The following is a 22,631-nucleotide window of genomic DNA, read 5'->3' as shown; positions in this document are numbered from 1 at the left end:
ATGCTGCGTTGCGCTGCAGCTCTATTCGCCGCGGCGATCATGTCGGGCCTGGTGGGCTGTGGAGAGTCGGCCGCGCAACCGGCGCTGGCCGCCGACCCCGCGCAGCTGGCCCGCGACCTGGTGGCCGACGAGCAGGCGCTGCGCGATCCGTCGTCCTCGGAGGCGGTGCTGCAGGCCGCCGCACTTCGCGAGCAGGCGGCGTACCGCGCCATCGGCCGCCACCCCGAGTGGGAGCCGATCGTGCGGCCGATCATCCCGGCGTCACTCGTGGGCATCTACAACCTCAACGTCGATGCGCGCCATCACCTCATGGCATTGAACGGGCCGGAGGCGAGGTCGACACTGCCGGCCTGGCGGATCGACCCGCCGGCGCCGCTCAACGAGTTGCTCGGCTACTACCGCGAGGCCGAGGCGGCCACCGGTGTCGGTTGGAACTACCTGGCGGCGATCAACATGGTCGAGACCGACTTCGGCCGCATCTCCGGGGTGAGCAACGCCGGTGCCCAGGGGCCCATGCAATTCCTGCCGTCGACGTTTGCCAGCTACGGCGGGGGCGGCGACATTCATTCCCCAAGGGACAGCATCATGGCGGCCGGTCGCATGCTCGCCGCGAACGGCTTTGCGGGCAATCGCGACGGCGCCATCTACAGCTATAACCACTCGAGCCACTACGTCGGCGCGGTCAATGACTATGCCGCCGCGATCGGCGCTGATCCGGCGGCTTTCGCCGGCTATCACCGGTGGGACGTCTACTACCTGACCACGTCGGGGGACGTGCTGCTGCCGGTCGGGTACGCCGCGTCGGAGCGAATTCCCGTCGCCGACTACCTGGCCGGACACCCGCAGTGAGCCATTGACGGGCAAGTAACTGCTTCAAGTTCCACTACATCAGCACCGCGCCGCTCGAGCCGATCGTTGCCCGGTGGCTGAACCGGGGGAAGGGAACACCATGAAAATCAACCTGACCAGTGTGCTGGTCGACGACCAGGACAAGGCACTGCGCTTCTACACCGAGATCCTCGGCTTCAAGCAGAAGCACGACGTGCCGATGGGCGAACACCGGTGGATCACCGTGGTCTCCCCGGAGGATCCGGACGGCACCGAGCTGGTCCTCGAGCCCGACCAGCATCCGGCGGCCAAGCCGTTCAAGGAAGCGTTGATCGCCGACGGCATCCCGTTCACGTCCTTCGCCGTCGACGATGTGCACGCGGAATATCAGCGGCTGAGCGGGCTGGGAGTGCTCTTCACTCAGGAGCCCGCCGACATGGGACCGGTGACCACGGCCGTGCTCGACGACACCTGCGGCAACCTGATCCAGATCACGCATCTGCGCGGCTGACGCCGCGCCTCAGGTCATACAGACATTCGAAAACAGCAGGACCGGCCAGGACACGATCGAACCCAGGAAGGACACCACCAGGTCCGCGCCGTGCAGTCGTTGCAAGTGCTCGGTATGCGTCGACGACCACACCAGTCCCACCAGGAAATACGGGATGCCGAGGATGACGGCCAGCCCCAGCCATTCGGCGATGGTCATCTTGTAATCGAGCAGTTCCCGCAGCTTGGTGAGCATCTTCGGCCCTCGTGGAGAGTGCGTCCGGGATGGAATCGAGTACCAATATGTTAACCCCTATTCTGTCAACTCTTTGATCTCCCGTCGTCGGATCAGGACCAGGCAATGCCTGTTGGGGTTAGATTTGAGTCATGGCAAGACGCACAGGGCTGGGGGTGCTGTGAATGTCGATTCCGGATAGTCAGTCCGTCGAGCGAGCCACGCTGTCCATCGAGGACACTCGCATCGGCGTCACCCGTCAGACCGCTCGCTGGAGCGATGCCCCGGTCGATATTCGCGAAGCGATGGACTTCTGGGCGTTCGCTGCCGGCGCGGCGAACGTCATCATGCAATTGTCCCGGCCGGGTGTGGGCTACGGGGTAGTGGAGTCAAAGGTCGACTCCGGCAATCTGTTGAAGCATCCCTGGAAGCGGGCCCGGACCACCTTTCAGTATCTGGCCGTAGCGGTCTTCGGCTCGCCACAGGACCGCGCCGCCTTCCGGGCGGCCGTCGACGGGGCGCACCGGCACGTGAAGTCGACGCCGGAAAGTCCCGTTCGTTACAACGCGTTCGACGGCGACCTGCAGATGTGGGTGGCTGCGTGCCTGTTCGTCGGGTTGGAAGACACCTATCAGCTGTTGCGCGGGCCGATGAACGACGAGCAAGCCGAGCAGTTCTACCGCTCCGCCTGGACGCTGGGCACCACCTTGCAAGTCCGGGAAGACCAGTGGCCGCCGACCCGAAAAGCATTCGACGACTACTGGGTCCAGGCGTGCCGGCAGGTCGAGGTGGGGGAGGTCGTCGGCAACTATTTGATGGAGCTGATCGACCTTCGCATGATCAATCCACTGCTGCGGCTGCCCTTCCATCGGCTGTTGAAGTTCTTGACCGTCGGCTTCCTGGCGCCGGTCTTTCGGGAGGCGCTCGGCGTCTCCTGGAGCAAAGGCAAGCAGCGCCGGTTCGAATACCTGTTCCTGCTAGTAGCTTTCGTCAACCGCTTCCTTCCCCCCTTCGTTCGCCAGGGCAGCAGTCACGTCCTGCTCGCGGATGTGCGCAGCCGCGTGCGGCGGGACCGTCCGTTGATCTGACCCATGACCGCGATGGATCGACTGCGGCGAGTGCTGGGCCACCAGCTCAGTGTCGCGGCCCTGATCGAGCTGGGGCTGTGGCTCGCGTTGCCCTACTTGTGCATCGGCTTGGTGTGGGCTTCTCTGCACTACCCGCAGGTGGAGCGGATCCAGGCGCGGCTGTCGCAGATGATACCCGCCGGCGCCGACGTCGCGGCATTCGGGCTGACCACCATCTTGTGGCCGGCTTCGATCCAGATCGCGGACGCCTGTCCGGCGCCGTGACGCGCGCTAGTCGCGAAAACCCGGGCCCGCCTCGGGCGTCACGTTGCGCGCGTTGATCTCCTGCTCACAGTGGGCGCAGACCAAAAGCGGCTCGACGATCTCGCCGCACTGATTGTGGCGCAACACAATTGGAGGTCCACTCGGCAGAGGTAGATGGCGGTCCCCCCAGTGCATCAGCACGACGATCGCCCCGAAGAGCTCGCGGCCCGCGTCGGTGAGGCGGTATTCATAGCGTTCGGGATCCTGCGAATACGGCACCCGGTCCAAAAGGCCCACCTCAACCAGCATCCGCAGCCGCGTCGACAGCGTGGGCCGCGGGATATTGAGGTTGCGCGCCAGCTGGCCGAAACGCTGCACGCCGAAGAACGCTTCACGCAGGATCAGCAACGTCCACCGCTCGCCGACCAACTCCAAGGCGCGGCCGACGGATTCGCCCTGGAAGCGGTGGGACAGATCGGCGGCCGACATAGTTCATTCACTGTACCGGTTACATTACTGAACCGCAGGTGGTAACGTAATTGAACCGTCACCGCTACCGGGAGCCGCTGATGAGCCACCCTGACCTCGAAGTTGTCGCCGAGAAAATCGCGCTCTCGGCTCGAGAGGTGTCGGCGCAGACCGAACGCGAACGCAGGCTCGTGCCGGATCTCGTCGATCGCCTCAACGACGCCGGTCTGTTGCGCGCGACCATGCCGCGCGAGGTTGACGCACTCGAGCTGGAGCCGCCGATCGCACTGCGATGCGCCGAAGCGATTGCCCGCGGCGATGCCGCGGCGGGTTGGTGCGTGTCAATCGCGATCACCAGCGCTCTGCTGGTCGCCTACCTGCCACCGGGCGCGCGCGACGAAATGTTCGGCGGCGGAAGGGGCGTCGCCGCCGGGGTGTGGGCACCGCGGGGTAAGGCGCGATCCGTCGACGGCGGCGTGATCGTGTCCGGGCGATGGCCGTTCTGTAGCGGAATCACGCACGCGGATGTTCTTTTCGCCGGCTGTTTCGTTGACGACGGCCGCATTCCGTCGGTCGTCGCGCTGCCCAAGGACGATTTGCACGTGCTCGACAACTGGCACTCGTTGGGTCTGCGCGGCACAGGCAGCCACGACACCGTTGCCGATGAGATCTTCGTCCCGTCCGAACGGGTGTTCTCGTTGTTCGACGGGCCCGTGCTGGACCGGCCGCTGTACCGGTTCCCGGTATTCGGGTTCTTCGCGCTGTCGATCGGTGCGGCCACGCTGGGCAATGCCCGCGCCGCCATCGACGACTTCGCGGAATTGGCCGCCGGCAAAAAGGGACTCGGATCCACGCGGACTTTGGCCGAGCGCCCGTCCACCCAGGCGGCGGTGGCGACCGCGGAGTCGTCATTGAGTGCGGCGCGCGCGTTGTACTACGAGGCGATCGACACCGCATGGCAGGCCAGCCACGAATCCGGGCCGGTGCCGATGGACTTGCGCACCCGGCTCCGGCTGGCCGCGACCCATGCGGCGCGCACATCGGCCGACGTGGTGCGCAGCCTGTATGACCTGGCGGGCAGCAGTGCCATCTATGACGATTCCCCGCTACAGCGCCGATTCCGCGATGCGTTCACCGCCACCGCTCACTTTCAGGTCAACGAGGCATCGCGTGAGCTGCCCGGTCGCGTCCTGCTCGGCCGGCCCGCCGACGTCACGATGCTGTGACAGCCACCGAAGTCGTCCTTCCGTTCTGGCTCGACCGGCCCGACCAGGAAGCCGTCCAGATCGCGCTCACAGCGGCGCAGACTGGGTTCGATGCGCTCTGGATCGGCGAGATGGCGACGTATGACGCCTTCGCGCTGGCGACCGCGATCGGGGTGCAGGCCCCCGGGCTGGCGCTCAAGATCGGACCGTTGGCCGTCGGGGTGCGTGGTCCGGTGACGCTTGCGCTGGGGGTCAGCACCGTCGCCTCACTGACCGGCAGCCGGGTCGACATCGCGTTGGGGGCCTCGAGTCCGGTGATCGTGGCCGGCTGGCACAACCGTTCCTGGGCGCACCACGTCACCGTCATGCGGGAAACGATCGACTGCCTACGGCCGATGCTGGACGGCGCGCGCGTCGACTATGCCGGCCGGCACGTCTCAAGCCACGGGTTTCGGCTGCGGACCCCAGTTCCGGAAACTCGGATCGCGTTGGGCGCCTTCGGTTCCGGCATGCTTCGGCTGGCGGCGCGGCATACCGACGAGGTGGTGCTCAACCTGGCTTCACCGGCCCGGGTGGCCGAGGTGCGTAGCCTGCTCGACGATGCCGCGACCGACCGCCCGCCGCCTCGGCTGACGGTGTGGGTGCCGGTCGCCGTCAATCCCGGCGCCGCCGCGCACGCTCAACTGGCCGGCCAGGTGGCGGTGTACCTCGCCCCACCCGGATATGGGGAGATGTTCGCCGCACTCGGCTTCGGTGATTTGGTGGCCAAGGCGCGGGCCGGCGCGCCGCGCCGTGCACTGGCGGCCGAGATCCCGGTGGAATTGCTCGACGGAGTGGGCGCGTTGGGGTCTGCGGAGCACATTGCCGCGCGCCTGCGCTCCTACCGCGAAGCGGGCGCCGACTGCGTCGCTGTTGTGCCTTCCACCGCAGAAGACCCGGGCGCCCGGGCGACCCTTGCCGCAATAGCAGAAGGAGACCGATTGTGACCCTCACCAACACCGTATGCCGGCTGGCCAACCGTCCCGTCGGCCTGCCCAAGGTCTCCGACTGGCAGATCGCCGAAGAATCAGTCGGGACCGTTTCCGATGGGCAGTTCCTGGTGCGGGTCGAATACCTGTCCGTCGACCCGGCGATGCGCACCTGGATGAACGCCGGACGGTCCTACGTGCCGCCGGTGGAGATCGGTGAGGTGATGCGCGCGGGCGGGATCGGGCGCGTAATCGATTCGCAGCACCCGAAATTCGCCGTCGGTGACGAGGTGTACGGCACGTTCGGAGTACAGCGCTACGCGATCTCCGACGGCCGGGATGTGACATCGGTGGACACCACGCTGGCGCCCGCCCCGGTGCATCTCGGCGCACTGGGAATCAGCGGCCTGACGGCCTATTTCGGGCTGCTTGATGTCGGGAAGCCGCAACCGGGACAAACAGTCGTCGTCTCGGGGGCGGCCGGTTCGGTCGGTAGCATCGCGGGACAGATCGCGCGGATCAACGGTTGCCGCGCGGTCGGCATCGCCGGCGGCCCGGACAAGTGCCGCTGGCTGGTCGAAGAACTCGGGTTCGACGCCGCGATCGACTACCGGGCGGGAGATCTGCGCCGGCAGCTGAAGGTGCACGCGCCCAACGGTATTGATGTTTTCTTCGACAATGTCGGGGGAGCGACGCTGGAAGCCGCGCTGGCGCGACTGGCGCGCGGCGCCCGCGTCGTCATCTGTGGGGCCATTTCGCAGTACAACGCCACCGACGAGTTGCGCGGCCCCGCCAACTACATGCAATTGCTGGTTGCGCGGGCGTCCATGACCGGTTTCGTCATCTTCGATTACGCCGATCGCTACGGTGAAGGCGTTGTGCGGCTGGCGGATTGGCTGCGCAGCGGGGAACTGCGCTCGCACGAGCAGGTCGTCCGCGGCGACGTCGGCGACTTCCCTGAAGTATTGCTCGCGCTGTTCCGCGGCGAGAACACCGGCAAACTGATCCTCGCCCTGGACGGTTCCTAGTTTCAAATGCGTGGCCAGCGGCTAGTCCATCCCGGACACCTCGGGAGGTTCAGATGGGCAAATATCAGGTCGTGGTGGTAGGCACCGACGGATCGGACACGTCGTTTCGCGCGGTCGACCGCGCGGCGCAGATCGCCGCCGAATCCGGCGCCAAGTTGATCGTCGCGTCGGCGTTCACCGACTCCGACCATAATCGCGCCGGGCCCGATCCCGACCAGCATCGCAACGAGAAATATCGCAACGAGGGCAACGCTCCGGTGTATGAGATGTTGCGCCAAGCCGCTTCCCGGGCGCGTGACGCCGGCGCCACCGAGGTGGAGGAGCGCGCCGTCGAAGGCTCTGCCGTCGACGCCCTGGTGCAGCTGGTGGAGGATGTCGATGCCGACCTGCTGGTGGTGGGCGACGTGGGAAACAACTCGCTGGTCGGCCGGGTCGTCGGCGCTGTGCCGCGCACGGTGTCCCGGCGCGCCAAGACCGAGGTGCTGGTCGTCGAGACCCAGGACTAACCGCGCACTGAAACCCCTAGATCTTGAAGCGGCCGGCGAACCCCCGCAGCGGCAGGTCCGCACTGGTGATCAGTCCCGGGGGAGCGGCGAGGACCGATTTGATTGAGTTCAGCGCGGGTAGCCCGGTGACCGTCATGCCGATCGAGGCGAAGTTGTCGGGATTGGACAGGTCGACGCCGGGCTTGGGGAAGATCATGTGCTTGTTGTAGATGCACGGGTCGCCTTTGATCTGAGTGATGTAGCAGCCCTTGATATCCCAGTGCGGGTCGGTGTGCGGTGTCATCTGCCATTCCAGATGCGTCTCGACCCGCGGAACACCTGCCACCATGCCCTGATACTTGATGTAGTTGCCGCCCAGCGAACCCTTGGGCAGCGTGTACCAGCCGAGGTCGACATCCTTGGTGCAGGCGCCCAACTCGTAGTCGAACTTCACCTCGTCGAGTTCGATGTCGAAGCAATCGGCCATCATCAGCACGCTGTCGGCGAAGACACGGGTGTACTTCTCCAATTTGCCCGGGATGTCGGGCTGGTCGACGGGAAGCCCGTAGCCGACCTCGATCCAGGTGTCCTTGGAGTGGTGGCAAGACACGTCGACCGACTCGATGGTGGTGACGTTCTCGATCTCGGCGACATCGGCCGAACAGACCACACCCAGAATCTGATTGACGCCGGGGTTCATGCCGGTCCCGTAGAACGTGGACGCGCCCTTGGCGCACGCTTCGGCCAGCAGTTGGGTGACCGGCTTGCCGGAATGGTGGGGGTGGTTGCGGTTGCGGTGCCAGCCGGTGATCCAGTCGGCAGTGGTGACGATGTTGATCCCGGCTTCGAGGACTTTCACGTAGAGATCCTCGTCGGGGAACACGCCATGAAACGTCAGCACATCGGGCCGGGCGTCAATGATCTCGTCGATGCTGCCGGTCGCGGTGACGCCGTTGGGTGGCAGGCCGATCAACTCGCCGACGTCTTTCCCGATCTTCTCCGCCGAATAGCAGTGCACGCCAATCAGTTCCAGGTCGGGATGGTTGGCGATGCGCTTGATCATCTCCGAGCCGACATTGCCGGTGGCAACTTGGAAGACCTTGATTGTCATGAGGTGGCCCTTTCCAGGGGTCGAGTCGAGTCTTTGCCGTCGGGATAGAACTGCTTGGCCCAGTTGCGAATTGCGGTGAAACCCTCGTATTCCGCCGTTGCGAGCGCGGGCGGATCCGAGTAGCGCTGGTGTGACCAGATGTGCACATCCTGGACGAACTGCCGGATCACCTCGTCACCGAACATGCGTGCCTTGGCTTCCGCGCGCTCGTCATCCCGGCCGGGGACGCGGCCGATGTAGACCATGAATCGGACGTCGGACGTGCGCTCGTCGACCGGGGTGACCGCCGAGATCGTGCGGTTGTCCACCATCCCCCAGCTCTTGGTGACGGCGACGCCGAGGCCGCCGTTGATGGCCTCGACGCCGCTGTTGACGTCTTCGATGCGCTGCCGGTCGTCGCCCTCGAAGGTGATGGTGAAATCCACGTAGGAGATCGGCTCGTCGAAGTCATGCCGGGTGAAGATCGGCACGATCGGCGTGTTGTGCACGTACTTGAAGTGGGCGAAATCGACCCCGTTTTCCAGCACGTACTGCGGGTGCAGCTCCAGGTGCTGCCGGAACAGTCGCTGCTGCGAGTAGTAGTCCGCGGGACCGCTGCCGTCGGCGAAACTGGCAAACACATCGGGGGCATCGAAAAACGGTGCGCGGCCTTCGATGTCATGCCAGATGTAGACGGACTCGTTGCGTTCCACCACCGGGTAGGTGCGGACCCGCCGGCCGCGATTCGGCCGTTCCTGGTAGGGGATGCAGACGTTGCGTCCCTCCTGACTCCACTGCCAGCCGTGGAACGGGCATTGGAGGACCTCGCCCACCACTTTTCCGCCGTAACCCAGATGCGCACCCAGATGCTCGCAGTAGGCGTTCATCACGGTGAGCTGACCCGACGCGGTCCGCCAAGCGACCATCTCCTGGTCGAAATACTTCATGCTGTGGACTTCGCCGATGCCGATCTCGTCGGACCACGCCACCTGGAACCACCCGGTTGGCTTCATCGACAAAGGGGGCTTGGCCATCCGCCGGTCCTCTCCGTCTGATCATCAAGCACTCTATGAAAGATTCATAAAGGAGTCAACGAAACATGGATTTTCGCGCTACGATGCGCGAATGGCGGTGGCGGACAGCGCGGGACGCAGGGCCAACCGGCGTGGGCTGGCCACTCGCGAGGCCATGCTGCAGGCGGCGGTGTCGGCGCTCGCCTCCGGGGACCCGGGTGCCGTATCGGCCAACCGCATCGCCAAACAGATCGGCGTGACCTGGGGGACCGTGCAGTACCAGTTCGGCGACGCCGACGGGTTCTGGGCGGCCGTGTTGCACCACACCGCGCAACGCCGGGCCAACCTGTTCGCCAACCCCGACACCGGAGCGTCGTTGCGTTCCAGGGTGTCGGAAATCATCGACACCCTCTACGAAGGGCTAACCGCCCCCGATTCGCGGGCCATCGAGAATCTGCGGGCGGCTCTGCCCCGCGAACCCAGCGAACTCGACCGGTTGTACCCGCGCACCGCGGCCGAACTGCGCTCGTGGGGGCAGGGCTGGCACGCCACCTGTCAGAACGCGTTCGCCGACCTGCAGGTCGACCCCCAGCGGGTGCACGAGGTCGCCACCCTGATCCCGGGCGCGATGCGCGGCCTGGTCTCGGAACGCCAGCTGGGTAGCTATGCCGATCTCGACGAGGCGCGTCGTGGGCTGACCAATGCGATCGCCGCCTATCTCGCCGAATCGACGGCCGGCGGCAAGTGAGGAACGCACGGGTTCATCCCGGGAGGCGGCGGGTACCAGACGAGGTGTGAAGCTCGTCGATTCGGTGGCAAATATTGAGGTCATCCCCAAGCTGGTCTCGTTGTATCGGCGAAGCGGCGCCGATGTGCCGTTCGGGGATCCGGTCCCATCCCATGGAACCGAGATGGAAGGCTGGTTCTGGCGGCTCTCCGACCCCGCCGAGGGACGGGTGGTGGTCGCCCTGTGCAGCGCGAACCGGCACCCGGGCGGGGACTGGTCGACCGCGGCGATCGCATTGCACCCCGGCGGGGTGGTGCGGTCGGCGGCGGTCGACGGCGTGCGGGCCGATCGACGGGACTTCTCGGTGCAAGCCGACTCTGGCGGAGACTTCATCGACGCGAGCCGCGAGCGGCTGAAGATGACCCTCGGTGACACCAGAGTCGACCTGAGGTTCCACGAGCCGTACGAGTGGCCGAAACCCTTCGGCGGCGGCGGTGTGTTCTCGTCCGTGCCCTTCCTGAACCAGTACTGGCATCCGTACCGGCTGGGCGGTAAAGCGTCCGGGACGGTGACGCACAACGATCAAGAGTGGACCTTCGCCGATGCCACGTTGTACTGCGAACGCAATTGGGGAGCCGGCTTTCCGTTGCGCTGGTGGTGGGGACAGGCCCACGATTTCGGCGATGAAGATGTGTCGGTGGCGTTCTCCGGAGGCCTGCTCGAGTTGGGGCCGTTGAAGCGCGATGTGACGGGAGTTGTTGTGCGACTGGGGGATCGAGTGCTGCGACTCACTCCGCCGGCCCTGGTGTCAGCCAGTTGCGATTTGCAGCGCTGGCACATCGTCGCGCGCACCGTTCGCTATCGCGTCGAACTCGACGGGCACGGCACGTCAGCCGGACCGCATGTGCTTCCGGTGCCGTTGCCGGCCGAGCGCCGCAACATCGACACCGACTACGAACACCTGGCCGGGACCCTGCACCTGCGGGTTCGGGAATGGGGCCGCACCATCTTCGAAGGCACCTCCACGCTGGCCGGTCTGGAAATCGGCAGCAGGCCGGCGTGATGGGCCGATCGGCGGTGATCCGAGTAATCTCCTGCGCCATGGAGCAGTCGCGATGAGTGCGGGTCTGTTCGCACTCCTCGACGATGTCGCGCTGTTCGCGCGGCTGACCGCGGCGTCCCTGGACGACATCGGCGGTGCGGCCGGACGGGCGACGGCGAAGGCCGCCGGAGTGGTCGTCGACGACACCGCGGTGACGCCCCAGTTCGTCGAGGGAATCTCCGCCGAGCGCGAGTTGCCGATCATCAAGCGCATCGGGCTCGGATCCCTGCGCAACAAGCTGTTGTTCATCCTGCCCGGCGCAATGCTGCTCAGTCAGTTTGCGCCCTGGCTGCTCAGTCCGATCCTGATGGTCGGGGCGACGTATCTGTGTTACGAAGGCGCCGAGAAGGTTTGGAGCAGCCTGACCGGCCACGAGCATGACGGCGCCGAGCCCGAGAACGAGGATCACGTGGTGAGCGGGGCGATCCGGACGGACTTCATCCTGTCGGCCGAGATCATGGTGATCGCGCTGAACGAGGTTGCCAAACTGGGATTCGTGCCGCGGCTGGTCATCCTGATCATCGTTGCGCTGGTGATCACCGTCGCGGTCTACGGGGTGGTCGGCGCGATCGTCAAGATGGACGATGTCGGGCTGCGCCTAACCAAGACATCATCCCGATGGGCCAAGGCGATCGGACGCGGCCTGGTAGCCGGGATGCCCAAGCTGCTCTCCGTGCTCTCCGTGGTCGGGACCGCCGCGATGCTCTGGGTGGGCGGTCACATCCTGCTCACGGGAAGCGAACACGTCGGGTGGCACACCCCCTACGGTTGGGTGCACCACGCCGAGCAGTGGGTGCACCATGCCGGTGGCGCGGTCGGCGGCGTACTGGCCTGGCTGGTCAACACCGGCCTGTCGGCGGTCGTCGGGTCAATTGTGGGCGCCGTGGTGGTAACCATCGTGCACCTGGTGCAAGCTATGCGGCGCCGCCGTTCCTCGTCGGCAACCTGAAGCGCAAGGAGCGGCTGTGCTATTGAACGGGATCAACCACATCGCGCTCATCTCCAAGGACATCGACCGGCTACGGGAGTTCTACACCAAGGTCTTCGAGGCTGAGGTGGGGCCGACCAAGCCGCACGGCGAGAAGGGTGACGAGACGATGACGATGATCCGCATCGGGCCCCACACGGAACTCAATGTGGTGACCATCGAGGGCAATCCGGAACCCGACCGTCAGACACCGATGTGGGGAAGGGGACGGCTGGACCATTTCGGTCTGCAGGCGGCGTCGCCCGAGAGTTTCGAGACGATCCGACAACGGTTGATCGAGCACGGCGCAAGTGACGGCAAGGTCAACGATTTCGGCGCGGTGCGTAGCGTCTTCTTCCGCGACCCGGATGGACTCGAGGGTGAGGTCCTGGTCGAGAAATAGGTGGGTCGAACCGATGCGGACGCTGCAGGGCAAGGTCGCGGTCATCACCGGCGCCGCCAGCGGGATCGGGCTGGCCACCGCTCGCGCGCTATCGGGCCGCGGGACGTCGGTCGTGGCGGTCGACCGCGACGCCAGCGCGGCTGTCGCCGACGACATCACCGGCCACGGGACGCCGGCGTTCGCCTATCCGACCGACGTCGCCGTCCCGCAGATCTTTGAAGCGTTGCGCGACTGGACGATCGAAAAGTTCGGCCGGGTTGACATCGTGATGAACAACGTCGGTGTGCTCACCAACGGTCTACCCGAGGATATTCCGGTGGCGGAGTGGCAGCGCATCATCGACGTGAACCTCATGTCCGTGGTCCGCAGCAACAACGCGTTCTTGCCGGTGCTGCTAAACCAGGCCGAGGGACACATCGTCAACACGTCGTCATTCGCGGGCCTGTACACCTACTCCTACGACCGGATGCCGTACGCGGCGACCAAGGCCGCCATTGTGCAGATCAGCGAAGCATTGGCGATTTACCTGCGGCCCAAGAACATTGGGGTCACCCTGCTGTGTCCGGGCCCGGTGCTGACCAACATCGCCCGCAACGTGCCGAGTTTCGGCTCGGGTGCGCCCATGCGGTTGCCCGGCGAGTTCGAGTTGCTCGATGCCGCGACGGTCGGTGAGCTTGTGGTCGAGGCGATCCTGGCCAATCGCTTCTTCGTGACCTCGCATCCAAGCGTGCGTGAGCTCGTGCGCCGCCGGGTAGAGGACTGGGATGCGTTCATCGATTATCAGATCTCCCGCGAACCCAACGCATAGAGAGGCACCACCTTGACCGAACTGCGAACCCAGGGGCTCAACGCCTTTCGCGAAATGCTGCCGGGTCTGATCCCGGATGACCTGACCTCGACCCGGGCCGGCGGCTTCGCCGACGAATTGGGCGACCTCGCGCTCGACCACGTTTTCGGCGCGCTGTGGACCCGGCCGGGACTGGATCGACGCGCCCGCAGCCTCGTCACCCTGGGGGTGCTGATCGCCCTGCGCGCCGGCGAGGAACTCAAGCTCCACTTCCCGATCGCGCTGCGCAACGGCCTCACCGCCGAGGAGATCGAAGAGGTGATCTACCACGCCGCCGGATATGCCGGCTACCCCGCGGCCGCGAGCGCCCGCAATATCGCCGCCACCGTGCTGAGGACTACCGAGCCGACCGAGTAGCGTCCCAGATCCGTTGTGTCTCTTGACTGACCGACGGGTGATGCGTCTGCTGGAAGTTGCGGCCGCCGCGACCGTAGGTGGCGACGACCGCGGCGGGCACCTGCGGCTCCAGCAGCGGCTCGGCGAGCCAGTCGCACCGCCGCACGTGCACCAGATCGACCGCGGCCGCGTCTTCGTCGTCGTCGTAGAAATACGGGCCGGCGATGCGGCCGAGCCAGTACATCCCCTCCGGGTCGCGGGTCCACACGAACGACCCGTCGAGCACCTCGGCGAAGCGCGCCGCGCGGCGTTCGAGGCGGTCCCGTTCGGTAGGTGTGCGCACCCGTTGTCCGAAACCGCACAAGCCTTTCCGGAGGGCATGTTCCAGGGTGGCACGCGGGTCGACCTCGTCGCTGCGGGAACGCAGCGGTGCGCGGTACACGCCGGCCATGTTCGTGACTAGGTGCCGCAGAAGGTTCGGTAAACGCCGAAATCCACCGGCGCCGGTGCCGCGTAGCGCTCGAGCCCCGGCCGCGCGGTGTACGGCGCGGTGATGGCGTCGAGCAGGTGACCGAGCGGCTCGAGGTCGTTCGCCGTTGCGGCGGCCAGCGCTTCCTCGACGAGATGGTTGCGCGGAATGTAGATCGGATTGACTCGATCCATCAGCTTGGCGTCGGGACCCAGCGCCCGCCAGCGCGTCGCCCAATCGTCGAAGCGTGCGGGGTCGACGAAGCGTCCGCGCGCCGCCTCGGCGTCACCACGTGCCGCGTCGCCGAGGTGACGGAAGAACGAGGTGTAGTCGACGTGGCTCTCGTGCAGCAGGGTGAGCAGCTCGTCAACCAGCGGCGTGGCTTTGTCGGTGGCCAGGCCCAGCTTGGCGGCCATGCCCGATTGCCACGCGGTCTGGTAGTGCTGGAATCCGCCGAACGCGTTCTCCGCCAACGCGACTCCCTCGTTCGGGTCCTCGGAGAACAGCGGGAGCAGCGCCTCGGCGAACCGGGCCAGGTTCCATTGCGCGATGGTCGGCTGGTTGCCGTAGGCGTAGCGCCCCCAGTAGTCGATCGAACTGAATACCGTGTCGGGGTCGTAGGCCTCCATGAACGCGCATGGCCCGTAGTCGATGCTCTCACCGGAGATCGTCACATTGTCGGTGTTCATCACCCCGTGCACGAACCCGATCAGCATCCATTTCGCCACCAGCGACGCCTGGGCCGCCACGACGCTTTCGAACAGTGCGACGTAAGGGCGTTCGGCGTCGGCAGCCCCCGGGTGGTGGCGCGCGATGGCATGGTCGGCCAGCCGCCGTAGCAACTCGACATCCCTTGTCGCGGAAGCATATTGGAAGCTACCAACGCGCAGGTGACTGCTCGCGACGCGGACCAGTAGCGCGCCGGGCAGGACCGTGTCCCGCTCGACAGGTCGCCCGGTGGCGACCACCGCGAGGGATCGCGTGGTGGGCACGCCCAGTGCGTGCATCGCCTCGCTGATGATGTACTCGCGCAGCATCGGTCCCACCGCGGCCAGGCCGTCGCCGGCGCGGGCGAACGGCGTGCGCCCCGAACCCTTGAGGTGAATGTCGCGCAACCGACCCTGGGTATCTGTCACCTCGCCGAGCAGCAGGGCCCGCCCATCGCCCAGCCGTGGCACGTAACCGCCGAACTGATGGCCGGCATAGGCCTGCGCCACCGGCGCGGCGCCGTCGGGCACCAGGTTGCCCACCAGAAACCGCAGTCCGTCGCCGCTGCGCAACCAGGCGGGGTCCAAGCCGAGTTCGACGGCGAGGGGCTCATTGAGCACCAGCAATCGCGGGTCCGGCGGTATCTCGGCTTTCCACGGCACCGCCAATTCCGGCAGCTCGCGCGAAAAGCGGTCCTGCAGGGGGACGGCGATATCGGGTGTGACGCTCACTTGACCCAGACTATCCAGGTTTGCTCAGCCATCCTCGTTCCCCGCGAGCCCCTCTGGTGGGGGGACGGAGTACGCGGGGTACGCAGGCGGCGAGACGACGCTGTCATCATCGGCGGCTTCAGCGGCCTGCGCGGCCTGGTCCTGGTCTTGGTCTTCACGCGGTTCGGGGGAACTCATCAATGCTCCTAGCCGATTGCTTGCTTGATCAGGTCACGGGCGCGGTCGAGCATCGAGGCGAACGGCCCGACGGCGAGGTTGAGCTTCGCCGATTCCACGCCCGGGTGTGGCCGGGTCGGCGCGATTGCCTCGGCGGCCTTGACCGCCGCCGCCATGCGCTTGAGGTCGTCGGTGTCGACTTCCTTCTGCAACTTGGGAAACTCTTCGAGCTCCTCATGTTCGGCGTGGGCCAGCACGGCATCGCGCAGCTTGGTCAGCTCGGTGACGAACTCCTCTGAGGTGACGTCCAGGTTTTCGATGTTCGACAGCAACGTCTTTGCTTCGTGCTCTTCGTGCAGCAGCGCTTCGACGATCGCATCGCCGTCGTCGGCTTCCCGCCGAAGTCGCGGGTGCACCACCATCTCCTCGGCCGTCTCATGCACGGCGAGCAGTTGGCGCAACTCGATGAACGGCTTCTCGCGGGCTCGCGGGTCGGACGCGTGCAACACCTCGTCGAACATGTCCTCGATCAGGTCATGCTGGGCTTTGAGGAAACTGACAACCTCGTCAGGCGTCTCAACGATCATTTCGGACATGCCGAACACACCTCCATAAGTGGCGGAGTCTGAAGGGCGCGCGGGGCTGTGCGCCGCTGACAATCGCATACCCTCGCCGACCGGCGCTAAACGCTGCGGGCCGCCGCCAGGCGTTCGACCGACTGCAGGTCGTAGGGCGCTCGCAAGCCCAGGATCAGGTGGTCCGCACCCGCTGTGGCGAGGGATTCGATGAGCTCGGCATCGACCCGATCTATCCAGACCGTGCGTTCGATCTCATCTGGGTCCCTGCCAATTTCCGCACACCACCGGTCGATAACCCGGTTCTTGGCACGGACGGTCTCGGCGTCGCCGTAGCCGTTCCACATGTCGGCATGCTCGGCCACCAGCCGAAGGGTGCGTCGTTCGCCGTTGCCGCCGATCAGGATGGGCATCGAGCCGATAGGCCCGGGCTGCAGCAGGCCGATGCGACGCCGAATGCGCGGCAGCGCCTCGGCCAATAGGTCGAGTCGCTGCGCGGGTGTCCGTAGCGGGTAGCCGTATTCGACTTCGTCCTTATCCATCCATCCCGATCCGATGCCCAGTACGGCGCGTCCTCCCGAGAGATGATCGAGGGTGCGGGCCATGTCGGCCACCAGGTCCGGATTGCGGTAGCCACAGCCGGTCACCAGCATGCCGATCTGGTTGACCTTGGCGGTGGTGACGGCCATCGCGGCGAGGATCTGCCAGCCCTCGAAATGGGCCTCATCGGGGGATCCGTACAACGGCGGGAAGAAGTGGTCCCAGGTCCACAGGCTGTCGACGCCGATGTCGTCGACTCCCTGCCACGCCGTGCGCAGCGCGGCCATCGTGGTGTTCTGCGGATGGATCTGGACGCCGATCTTCAGCATGTACGAGGCTAACCGGCCGCCCGCCCGGGAGCGTAGATTCTTGTTCGTCGTTCAGATACTCACTGGTATATTCGCGAGGTTGCCGTGTGAGTAGAGGGGGACGAGACCATGCGCGAACGAGTCGAGAGCGCAACCGCAGTCACCGAATCGATCACCGCGGTCCCCGAACGTGGGCAGGCTCAGCCTTCGATCAGAGCGGTCCGGATCTGGGCGGTGGCCGGTGGGGCGGTGCTGATCCTGCAGTTGTACGTGTGGCTCCGCTGGATCACCGGGCCCTACTTCCAGCGGGTCCCCGCCGGGCCGAGCGATCCGCCGCTGTACATGAAGGTGCCACTGCTGGCCAATGCGATCATCCTGTGGGCCGCTCTGCCGCTGGCTGTGTGGTGGTTCTTCGTCCGGCCGTGGCGGCGCGAGCGGCGGATAACCCTCGACGGGATGTTGGTCCTGTCAATGGGTTTGATGTTCTTCCAGGACCCGCTGTTGAACTACCTCAACACCTGGTGCACCTACAACACCTGGCTGTTCAACCGCGGTTCGTGGTCGTCGCACATTCCGGGCTGGGTCTCGCCGGAGGAGCCGGGCCGGCAGGTCGCCGAGCCGCTGTTGACCAATGCCCCGGGTTACGCCTACGGCGTGCTGCTGATCACGATCGTCGGGTGCTGGGTGATGCGCAGAATCAAGGCGAGATGGCCCGGCATCAGCAACCTGCGGCTGATCGCGGTGACCTATGCGTGCACCTTCTTGCTGGATCTGGTGATGGAGGGCTGCATCTTGCTGCCCATCGGGTTCTATACGTATCCCGGTGCTATCCGGGCGGTTTCACTCAACGCCGGACATTACTACCAGTGGCCGGTCTACGAAGGGTTGATGTGGGGAGGTGTTCAGGCGGCGCTCTGTTGCCTGCGCTATTTCACCGATGACCGCGGCCGCACGGTCGTCGAGCGGGGTCTGGACAGTGTTCCCGGCGGGGCGGTGCGCCAACAGTTCGTCCGCTTCCTCGCCATTTTCGGCGGCGTCAGCGCCTGCTTCTTCATCTTCTACAACGTTCCCGCGCAATGGATCGGCATGCATGCCGACCCGTGGCCCGAGGATGTGCAGCGACGTTCATACTTCATCGGCGGCATATGTGGTGACGGTACCGACCGGCCCTGCCCGAATCCCGTTGTGCCGGTGCCGACCAAGCGGTCCGGCTACATCGACACGGACGGCAGGCTGGTGCTGCCGCCGGGCGCGACGCTGCCCAGGACGGTTCCCTTTGAGCCGGGAGGCTGAGCGCCGCCAACGTCGTCAACGCCCTGAGCGCTTTGCGGCGGACGGCAGTTTGATGACCGACATATACAGATCCAAGATCGGCCGGTACAGGTCGGCATCATCGAGTTGGCTTACCAGTTCGATCGAATTGGTGGTCGCAACGAGTATGTGGGCGAATGTCAGCGGCGGGATCAGTAGGCCCCCGCCCAGCCGCTCGATGCCTTTGATGATGAATTTGGCAAGCGCGTCAACGACTTCCGTGCGCTTTGCAGCCACCCGCTCCCGAGCGTCCGGGTTCCGCAGCAGATAGAGCGTGAATTCGTGGCCCAGGGCGGCGTGCAGAGCGCCGCGGTCGCGGCCGAGTTGGCGCCATCGTTCAGCGATCTCGTCCAGCTCCCGCGCTCCGATCTGTGTCGCCGTCGACATCACTTCGGCGAAGTTGTCGAAGTACCGGCGCCAGTACCGGTCGTTGACGGCCAGAAACAGGTCTTCCTTGGTGGCGAAGTGCTTGTAGATAGCACCCTTGGTGTAGCCGGCGGCATGAGCGATGTCATCGAGAGACGCTGCCATGAAACCCTTTTCGGCGAAGACCTCTTCGGCGGCATCAAGCAGCAGCGACCGCGTGTGTTCAAGGCGCCGTTCCCGCGTCCACCGCTCGACCATGGGTGAAATTGTGCCACAGAATCCTGGTGAACTATTGGTTACTGAGATACCGATTGGTATATTAGCGGCCGGTGCGGCTACCGTTGCCGAGCCGGCGGAAACCGCGACCATCGGGAGGGAGGCGCGTCATGAGCAGCTTGTCGAGCATCGATGCGCTGTCCGCCGGCCGGGTACAGCCGTCGCCGAAGCCCGTGCGGATCTGGGCGGTGATCGGGGGCGCCGTCCTGGCCTTCCAGCTCTATGTGTGGATCCGGTGGATAACCGGGCCCAACTTCGAACGAGTGCCCACTGGGCCCAGCGACCCGCCCATGTACATGAAGGCGATCCTGCTCACCTGGACCGGCGTGATCGTCGTCGGTCTACCACTTAGCCTGTGGCACTTCATTGTTAGACCCTGGCACCGGGAGCGGCGAATCACCCTGGACGGCATGCTGCTGGTGGCGTGCGGCCTGCTGTTCTTTCAGGACCCTCTGTTGAACTACTTCAACACCTGGAGCACCTACAACACCTGGATGTGGAACCGAGGTTCGTGGGTGCAGGACATCCCCGGTTGGGTCTCCTTCGGTGAGCCGGGCCGCATGATGGCCGAACCCATCCTGATGAATGCGCCGGGTTACTCATTCGGGGTGCTGCTCTGCACGATGTTGGGCTGCTGGGTCATGCGCCGGGCCAAGGTGCGCTGGCCGAACATCAGCAACATCAAGCTGATCGGTGTATTGATCATCTGGACCTTTTTCTTCGACTTCGTCATCGAGGGCTTGTTCCTGATGCCGATGGGACTGTTCACCTATCCCGGTGCCATCAAGGCACTCTCGATCAACGCCGGCACCTACTACCAGTGGCCGGTCTACGAAGGGCTGATGTGGGGAGGCGTACAGGCGGGTCTGTGCGCACTGCGCTACTTCACCGACGATCGTGGCCGCACGTTCGTCGAGCGGGGGACCGAAGACATCCGGGGCGGGTTCGCCAGACAGCAAATCACCCGGTTTCTCGCCATTTTCGCCGCATGCAGCATGTTCTTCTTCTTCTGTTACAACATCCCCGCGCAATGGTTTGCCCTGCACGCCGAGTCCTGGCCGAAAGATCTGCTGGAGCGCTCCTACTTCACCATGGGCATCTGTGGTGACGGGACCGACCGCCTCTGCCCCGACCCGGCGCTGCCGATCCCGGGCAAGAACTCCGGCCACATTGATCCGCAGGGCCACTTCGTACTTCCGCCGGGAGTGACCCTGCCGACGATCGTTCCGTTCAAGCGGGGGAACTGAGTTGTTGACCGATAGTCGTCCGCCGACGCTGCACGCGGATTCAGAGTCTCCGTTCTACCGGCCGATCGGCGATGAGGTGGAGGTGTTCGACGCCGCGGCCCGCCGAGGCTTGCCGGTGTTGCTGAAGGGCCCCACCGGATGTGGGAAAACGCGCTTTGTAGAGGCGATGGCTCACCGCCTCGGGCGTGAGCTGATCACCGTTGCCGGGCACGAGGACATGACGTCGGCGGATTTGGTGGGGCGGTTCCTGCTCAAGGGGGGTGAGACGGTCTGGGTGGACGGGCCGTTGACCCGGGCGGTGCGCACGGGCGCGATCTTTTATCTGGACGAGGTGGTGGAGGCGCGACAGGACACGACCGTCGTGATTCATCCGTTGGCGGATCACCGTCGCGAACTCCCGGTCGATAGGCTCGGCACCACACTGTCCGCGGCCCCCGGATTCCAGTTGGTCATCTCCTATAACCCGGGCTATCAGAGTGTCCTGAAGAATCTCAAAGAGTCGACCCGCCAGCGCTTCATCGCGATCGAGCTCGAGTTTCCTGCGGCCGAGACCGAGACCGAAGTCGTCGCCCATGAAGCCGGAATCGACCGGGAGACAGCGCGTCTGCTGGTCAACCTTGGCAACGCGATCAGAAACCTCGATGGTTCACCGCTACGGGAAGTGGCGTCAACCCGGATGTTGATCCTGGCCGGTGGCCTCGTCGCCGAAGGCCTGAGTCTGCGCAGCGCCGTCCGCTGCGCGATCGTCCAAGTCCTCTCCGACGACCGGGATGTGGTGCGCGCGCTCGGCGAACTCGTGGATGCCTTATTGCCGCGGCCGTGACAGCCTTCGACCCCAGCATCTTCCGGCTATTGGCCACCCACGTCGCGGGCAGGTCGGTAGATGTCGCGGAGGCACCGGGCGGTCAGGCCGCTTACACGGACGGACAGGTCGTCTTTGTCTCGGCGGGCGGCGGCGTAGCGCAGCAGCGCCGCGAGATGCTGGTGCAGAGCGCACTGCTGGGTGCGGGAAGCCTGGACCGCAGCCTGGTCAAGTCGTTGCGTACCCGTCCGTCGGTCGCGCGGCGTTATCTGTCGGTCGAAGGCCAACGGGTGATCGACCAACTCGCTCGATATCTTCCGCTCGCTGCCGGGCTGATATTCGTTGCCGGCCCGCGCACGGCGACGGCGGCCGAGTCGCTGGAAGTCGCACGCGGGCGAGTCGAGGTCGCCGATCCGCCTCCGTGGTTCGGGGTGATCAAACCCTCGCGTCTGCTCGTGTCCGCCCCCGCGATCGGGGGTAGGGCAACCGACCAGGAGCTGCAATTGCAGTTCCGGCCAACCGATATGCCGGAGGCCGACGACGACTTCGAAGACGGGGATCGGTCGGGTTCGAGCAAGATCCTGAGATTGTTCGAGAATCCGCTTTCCGGCTCACAGTCGCTGTCGGATTACTTCCGCAAACTGTTCGGCAGTTCGCGCTCGGCCGGGCAGGGCGGCGGCGCGGGCGCGGAATTGCGAAGCCGGGCGGTCCGCCGGGCCGGCGCGGCCGGTCCCGAGGCCCGGCCAATGCCCACCCGGATCCGCTTCACCGACGACGGCAAACCCGGTGCCGCCGTCGGCGTGGGCGGTGCCTGGCATCCGGAATGGGACGTGCACCGCCGGCGCTACCGGGATCAGTGGTGCCGGGTCATCGCCTTCCCGCTCACGGCGGCGGCCGACGTCGCGGAGGCCGGAATCACGCGCGACGACGTGCTCCGAAGCCGCTTGTCACGGATCGGACTGGGCCCCAAGCTATTGCGCGCCCGACCCGACGGCGACGAGCTCGACGTCGAGGCCCTCACGGACCTGTTCGTGGATCTGCGCTCCGGCTATTCGCCGCCCGAACACGTGTACCTGGATCGCCGCAAGCTCGAGCGCAACCTCGGCGTCCTGATCCTGCTCGATGCTTCGGGTTCGGCCACCGACACCGATTCGGAGGGCCTGGCCGTCCACGACCACCAACGCAGGACGGCCGCCACAATGGCCGCCACGCTCGAAGAACTCGGGGATCGCGTGGCGGTCTACGCCTTTCGGTCCCATGGCAGGCACGCCGTTCACCTGCCCGCGATCAAGACCTTCGGACAACGATTCGGCGCTGTGGGACGGGCCCGTCTCAATCAGCTTGAGCCATACGGCTATACGCGACTGGGGGCGGGGAGGTGGCATAGCCGGCCGAGCCGAAAACCCTTTGCAACGAGCATGTGTCGGCGGTAGGGCCGATGGAGAGACACAGGCAGGCGATACCGTCTGCGCGCAGCTCCACCAGCGCCTTGGCGGCGTCGGCTTCGGCGTAGCGGCCTTCGTAACCGTCGTCGTACGGGTAACCATCGGAAAGCACGATGAGCAGCCTGTTCGGGGTGCCGGCCTCGGTCTTGAGGATCTCCCCCGCACCCCGGATCCC

The 22,631-nt window shown here is 65.6% G+C and carries 27 protein-coding genes and 1 pseudogene; 18 read left to right on the top strand and 10 right to left on the bottom strand.

The features are described from left to right. Positions 1–39: 39 nt before the first annotated feature. Both A5645_RS24015 and A5645_RS24010 read left to right on the top strand, forming a co-directional pair. Complete coding sequence (locus A5645_RS24015) at positions 40–849, top strand: lytic transglycosylase domain-containing protein (RefSeq protein WP_253867129.1); 810 nt, start codon at positions 40–42, stop codon at positions 847–849. Positions 850–949: 100 nt separating this feature from the next. Further along, entirely contained in the window at positions 950–1,339 is a 390-nt protein-coding gene (locus A5645_RS24010; protein WP_065131300.1) for a VOC family protein, read from the top strand. Positions 1,340–1,348: 9 nt separating this feature from the next. On the opposite strand, the gene A5645_RS24005 is transcribed toward A5645_RS24010, so the two are convergent. Beyond that, positions 1,349–1,573 (bottom strand): hypothetical protein, encoded by a 225-nt coding sequence (locus A5645_RS24005; RefSeq protein ID WP_065131299.1) that lies wholly within the window; start codon positions 1,571–1,573, stop codon positions 1,349–1,351. Positions 1,574–1,737: 164 nt separating this feature from the next. Here A5645_RS24005 and A5645_RS24000 point away from each other — a divergent pair, with 164 nt between their 5' ends. After that, positions 1,738–2,640, top strand: a complete 903-nt coding sequence (locus A5645_RS24000; protein ID WP_065131298.1) for an oxygenase MpaB family protein — start codon at positions 1,738–1,740, stop codon at positions 2,638–2,640. 3 nt (positions 2,641–2,643) lie between these two features. Next, positions 2,644–2,904 (top strand): hypothetical protein, encoded by a 261-nt coding sequence (locus A5645_RS23995; RefSeq protein ID WP_065131297.1) that lies wholly within the window; start codon positions 2,644–2,646, stop codon positions 2,902–2,904. A 6-nt stretch (positions 2,905–2,910) separates the two neighbouring features. Here the strand turns inward: A5645_RS23995 and A5645_RS23990 are convergent, their stop codons facing one another. After that, positions 2,911–3,372, bottom strand: a complete 462-nt coding sequence (locus A5645_RS23990) for a winged helix-turn-helix transcriptional regulator (protein ID WP_065036950.1) — start codon at positions 3,370–3,372, stop codon at positions 2,911–2,913. A gap of 80 nt (positions 3,373–3,452) precedes the next feature. Between A5645_RS23990 and A5645_RS23985 the strand changes: the two genes are divergently transcribed. Genes A5645_RS23985 through A5645_RS23970 form a run of 4 tightly spaced genes read left to right on the top strand, consistent with a single transcriptional unit; the run spans position 3,453 to position 7,058 of the window. Continuing rightward, a complete protein-coding gene (locus A5645_RS23985; protein WP_065131296.1) occupies positions 3,453–4,577 on the top strand; it encodes an acyl-CoA dehydrogenase family protein in 1,125 nt (374 codons plus the stop codon). Then, positions 4,574–5,542: an LLM class F420-dependent oxidoreductase gene (locus tag A5645_RS23980; RefSeq protein WP_065131295.1), complete on the top strand. Its 969-nt coding sequence runs from the start codon at positions 4,574–4,576 to the stop codon at positions 5,540–5,542. The genes A5645_RS23985 and A5645_RS23980 overlap by 4 nt, the downstream gene beginning before the upstream one ends. Continuing rightward, the gene (locus A5645_RS23975; protein WP_065036947.1) at positions 5,539–6,552 is read left to right on the top strand and encodes an NADP-dependent oxidoreductase; all 1,014 of its coding nucleotides are present in this window, start codon (positions 5,539–5,541) and stop codon (positions 6,550–6,552) included. The genes A5645_RS23980 and A5645_RS23975 overlap by 4 nt, the downstream gene beginning before the upstream one ends. A gap of 53 nt (positions 6,553–6,605) precedes the next feature. Then, the gene (locus A5645_RS23970) at positions 6,606–7,058 is read left to right on the top strand and encodes a universal stress protein (protein WP_065036946.1); all 453 of its coding nucleotides are present in this window, start codon (positions 6,606–6,608) and stop codon (positions 7,056–7,058) included. Positions 7,059–7,074: 16 nt separating this feature from the next. Here A5645_RS23970 and A5645_RS23965 read toward each other — a convergent pair whose 3' ends face one another. Further along, the gene (locus A5645_RS23965; protein WP_065131294.1) at positions 7,075–8,148 is read right to left on the bottom strand and encodes an NAD(P)H-dependent amine dehydrogenase family protein; all 1,074 of its coding nucleotides are present in this window, start codon (positions 8,146–8,148) and stop codon (positions 7,075–7,077) included. Then, the gene (locus tag A5645_RS23960) at positions 8,145–9,161 is read right to left on the bottom strand and encodes a Rieske 2Fe-2S domain-containing protein (protein ID WP_065131293.1); all 1,017 of its coding nucleotides are present in this window, start codon (positions 9,159–9,161) and stop codon (positions 8,145–8,147) included. Before A5645_RS23960 ends, A5645_RS23965 begins: the two co-directional genes overlap by 4 nt. 91 nt (positions 9,162–9,252) lie before the next feature. Here A5645_RS23960 and A5645_RS23955 point away from each other — a divergent pair, with 91 nt between their 5' ends. Genes A5645_RS23955 through A5645_RS23930 form a run of 6 tightly spaced genes read left to right on the top strand, consistent with a single transcriptional unit; the run spans position 9,253 to position 13,543 of the window. Then, positions 9,253–9,888 carry a TetR/AcrR family transcriptional regulator gene (locus A5645_RS23955; protein ID WP_065131292.1) on the top strand — a complete coding sequence of 212 codons (636 nt, stop codon included), beginning with the start codon at positions 9,253–9,255 and terminating at the stop codon, positions 9,886–9,888. A 46-nt stretch (positions 9,889–9,934) separates the two neighbouring features. Beyond that, positions 9,935–10,930: a tocopherol cyclase family protein gene (locus A5645_RS23950; RefSeq protein ID WP_065131291.1), complete on the top strand. Its 996-nt coding sequence runs from the start codon at positions 9,935–9,937 to the stop codon at positions 10,928–10,930. 52 nt (positions 10,931–10,982) lie between these two features. Continuing rightward, the gene (locus A5645_RS23945) at positions 10,983–11,918 is read left to right on the top strand and encodes a DUF808 domain-containing protein (RefSeq protein WP_065131290.1); all 936 of its coding nucleotides are present in this window, start codon (positions 10,983–10,985) and stop codon (positions 11,916–11,918) included. Between the two features lie 16 nt (positions 11,919–11,934). Next, positions 11,935–12,339: a VOC family protein gene (locus tag A5645_RS23940; RefSeq protein ID WP_065131289.1), complete on the top strand. Its 405-nt coding sequence runs from the start codon at positions 11,935–11,937 to the stop codon at positions 12,337–12,339. 13 nt (positions 12,340–12,352) lie between these two features. Next, entirely contained in the window at positions 12,353–13,147 is a 795-nt protein-coding gene (locus tag A5645_RS23935; RefSeq protein ID WP_065131288.1) for an SDR family oxidoreductase, read from the top strand. Between the two features lie 12 nt (positions 13,148–13,159). Further along, the gene (locus A5645_RS23930; protein ID WP_065036938.1) at positions 13,160–13,543 is read left to right on the top strand and encodes a carboxymuconolactone decarboxylase family protein; all 384 of its coding nucleotides are present in this window, start codon (positions 13,160–13,162) and stop codon (positions 13,541–13,543) included. Here A5645_RS23930 and A5645_RS23925 read toward each other — a convergent pair. The 4 genes from A5645_RS23925 to A5645_RS23910 all read right to left on the bottom strand — a co-directional run bounded on the left by A5645_RS23925 (position 13,524) and on the right by A5645_RS23910 (position 17,030). Beyond that, the gene (locus A5645_RS23925) at positions 13,524–13,973 is read right to left on the bottom strand and encodes a hypothetical protein (RefSeq protein ID WP_065131287.1); all 450 of its coding nucleotides are present in this window, start codon (positions 13,971–13,973) and stop codon (positions 13,524–13,526) included. The genes A5645_RS23930 and A5645_RS23925 overlap by 20 nt on opposite strands. Positions 13,974–13,981: 8 nt before the next feature. Further along, positions 13,982–15,430, bottom strand: a complete 1,449-nt coding sequence (locus A5645_RS23920; protein WP_065131286.1) for a protein adenylyltransferase SelO — start codon at positions 15,428–15,430, stop codon at positions 13,982–13,984. Between the two features lie 185 nt (positions 15,431–15,615). Beyond that, positions 15,616–16,182: a hemerythrin domain-containing protein gene (locus tag A5645_RS23915; protein ID WP_065036934.1), complete on the bottom strand. Its 567-nt coding sequence runs from the start codon at positions 16,180–16,182 to the stop codon at positions 15,616–15,618. An 86-nt stretch (positions 16,183–16,268) separates the two neighbouring features. Further along, positions 16,269–17,030: an LLM class F420-dependent oxidoreductase gene (locus A5645_RS23910; RefSeq protein WP_065036933.1), complete on the bottom strand. Its 762-nt coding sequence runs from the start codon at positions 17,028–17,030 to the stop codon at positions 16,269–16,271. 108 nt (positions 17,031–17,138) lie between these two features. On the opposite strand from A5645_RS23910, the gene A5645_RS23905 reads away from it, so the two are divergent. Then, positions 17,139–18,302 (top strand): spirocyclase AveC family protein, encoded by a 1,164-nt coding sequence (locus A5645_RS23905; protein WP_065131285.1) that lies wholly within the window; start codon positions 17,139–17,141, stop codon positions 18,300–18,302. A 15-nt stretch (positions 18,303–18,317) separates the two neighbouring features. Here the strand turns inward: A5645_RS23905 and A5645_RS23900 are convergent, their stop codons facing one another. Then, entirely contained in the window at positions 18,318–18,944 is a 627-nt protein-coding gene (locus tag A5645_RS23900) for a TetR/AcrR family transcriptional regulator (protein WP_065131284.1), read from the bottom strand. Positions 18,945–19,072: 128 nt separating this feature from the next. Between A5645_RS23900 and A5645_RS23895 the strand changes: the two genes are divergently transcribed. Genes A5645_RS23895 through A5645_RS23885 form a run of 3 tightly spaced genes read left to right on the top strand, consistent with a single transcriptional unit; the run spans position 19,073 to position 22,444 of the window. Further along, on the top strand, positions 19,073–20,209 hold the full coding sequence (locus tag A5645_RS23895; protein WP_065131283.1) for a spirocyclase AveC family protein: 1,137 nt from the start codon (positions 19,073–19,075) through the stop codon (positions 20,207–20,209). Between the two features lies 1 nt (position 20,210). Beyond that, positions 20,211–21,032 carry a CbbQ/NirQ/NorQ/GpvN family protein gene (locus tag A5645_RS23890; RefSeq protein WP_065131282.1) on the top strand — a complete coding sequence of 274 codons (822 nt, stop codon included), beginning with the start codon at positions 20,211–20,213 and terminating at the stop codon, positions 21,030–21,032. After that, positions 21,029–22,444: a VWA domain-containing protein gene (locus tag A5645_RS23885; protein ID WP_065131281.1), complete on the top strand. Its 1,416-nt coding sequence runs from the start codon at positions 21,029–21,031 to the stop codon at positions 22,442–22,444. The genes A5645_RS23890 and A5645_RS23885 overlap by 4 nt, the downstream gene beginning before the upstream one ends. On the opposite strand, the pseudogene A5645_RS28910 reads toward A5645_RS23885, so the two are convergent. Continuing rightward, positions 22,386–22,631: pseudogene (locus tag A5645_RS28910) on the bottom strand (VWA domain-containing protein); the annotation flags it as partial. The gene A5645_RS23885 and the pseudogene A5645_RS28910 overlap by 59 nt on opposite strands.

Source organism: Mycobacterium asiaticum, from assembly GCF_001673635.1.
GTDB classification, from domain to species: Bacteria; Actinomycetota; Actinomycetes; order Mycobacteriales; family Mycobacteriaceae; genus Mycobacterium; species Mycobacterium asiaticum_C.
This window is presented reverse-complemented; position numbering and strand designations above follow the sequence as displayed.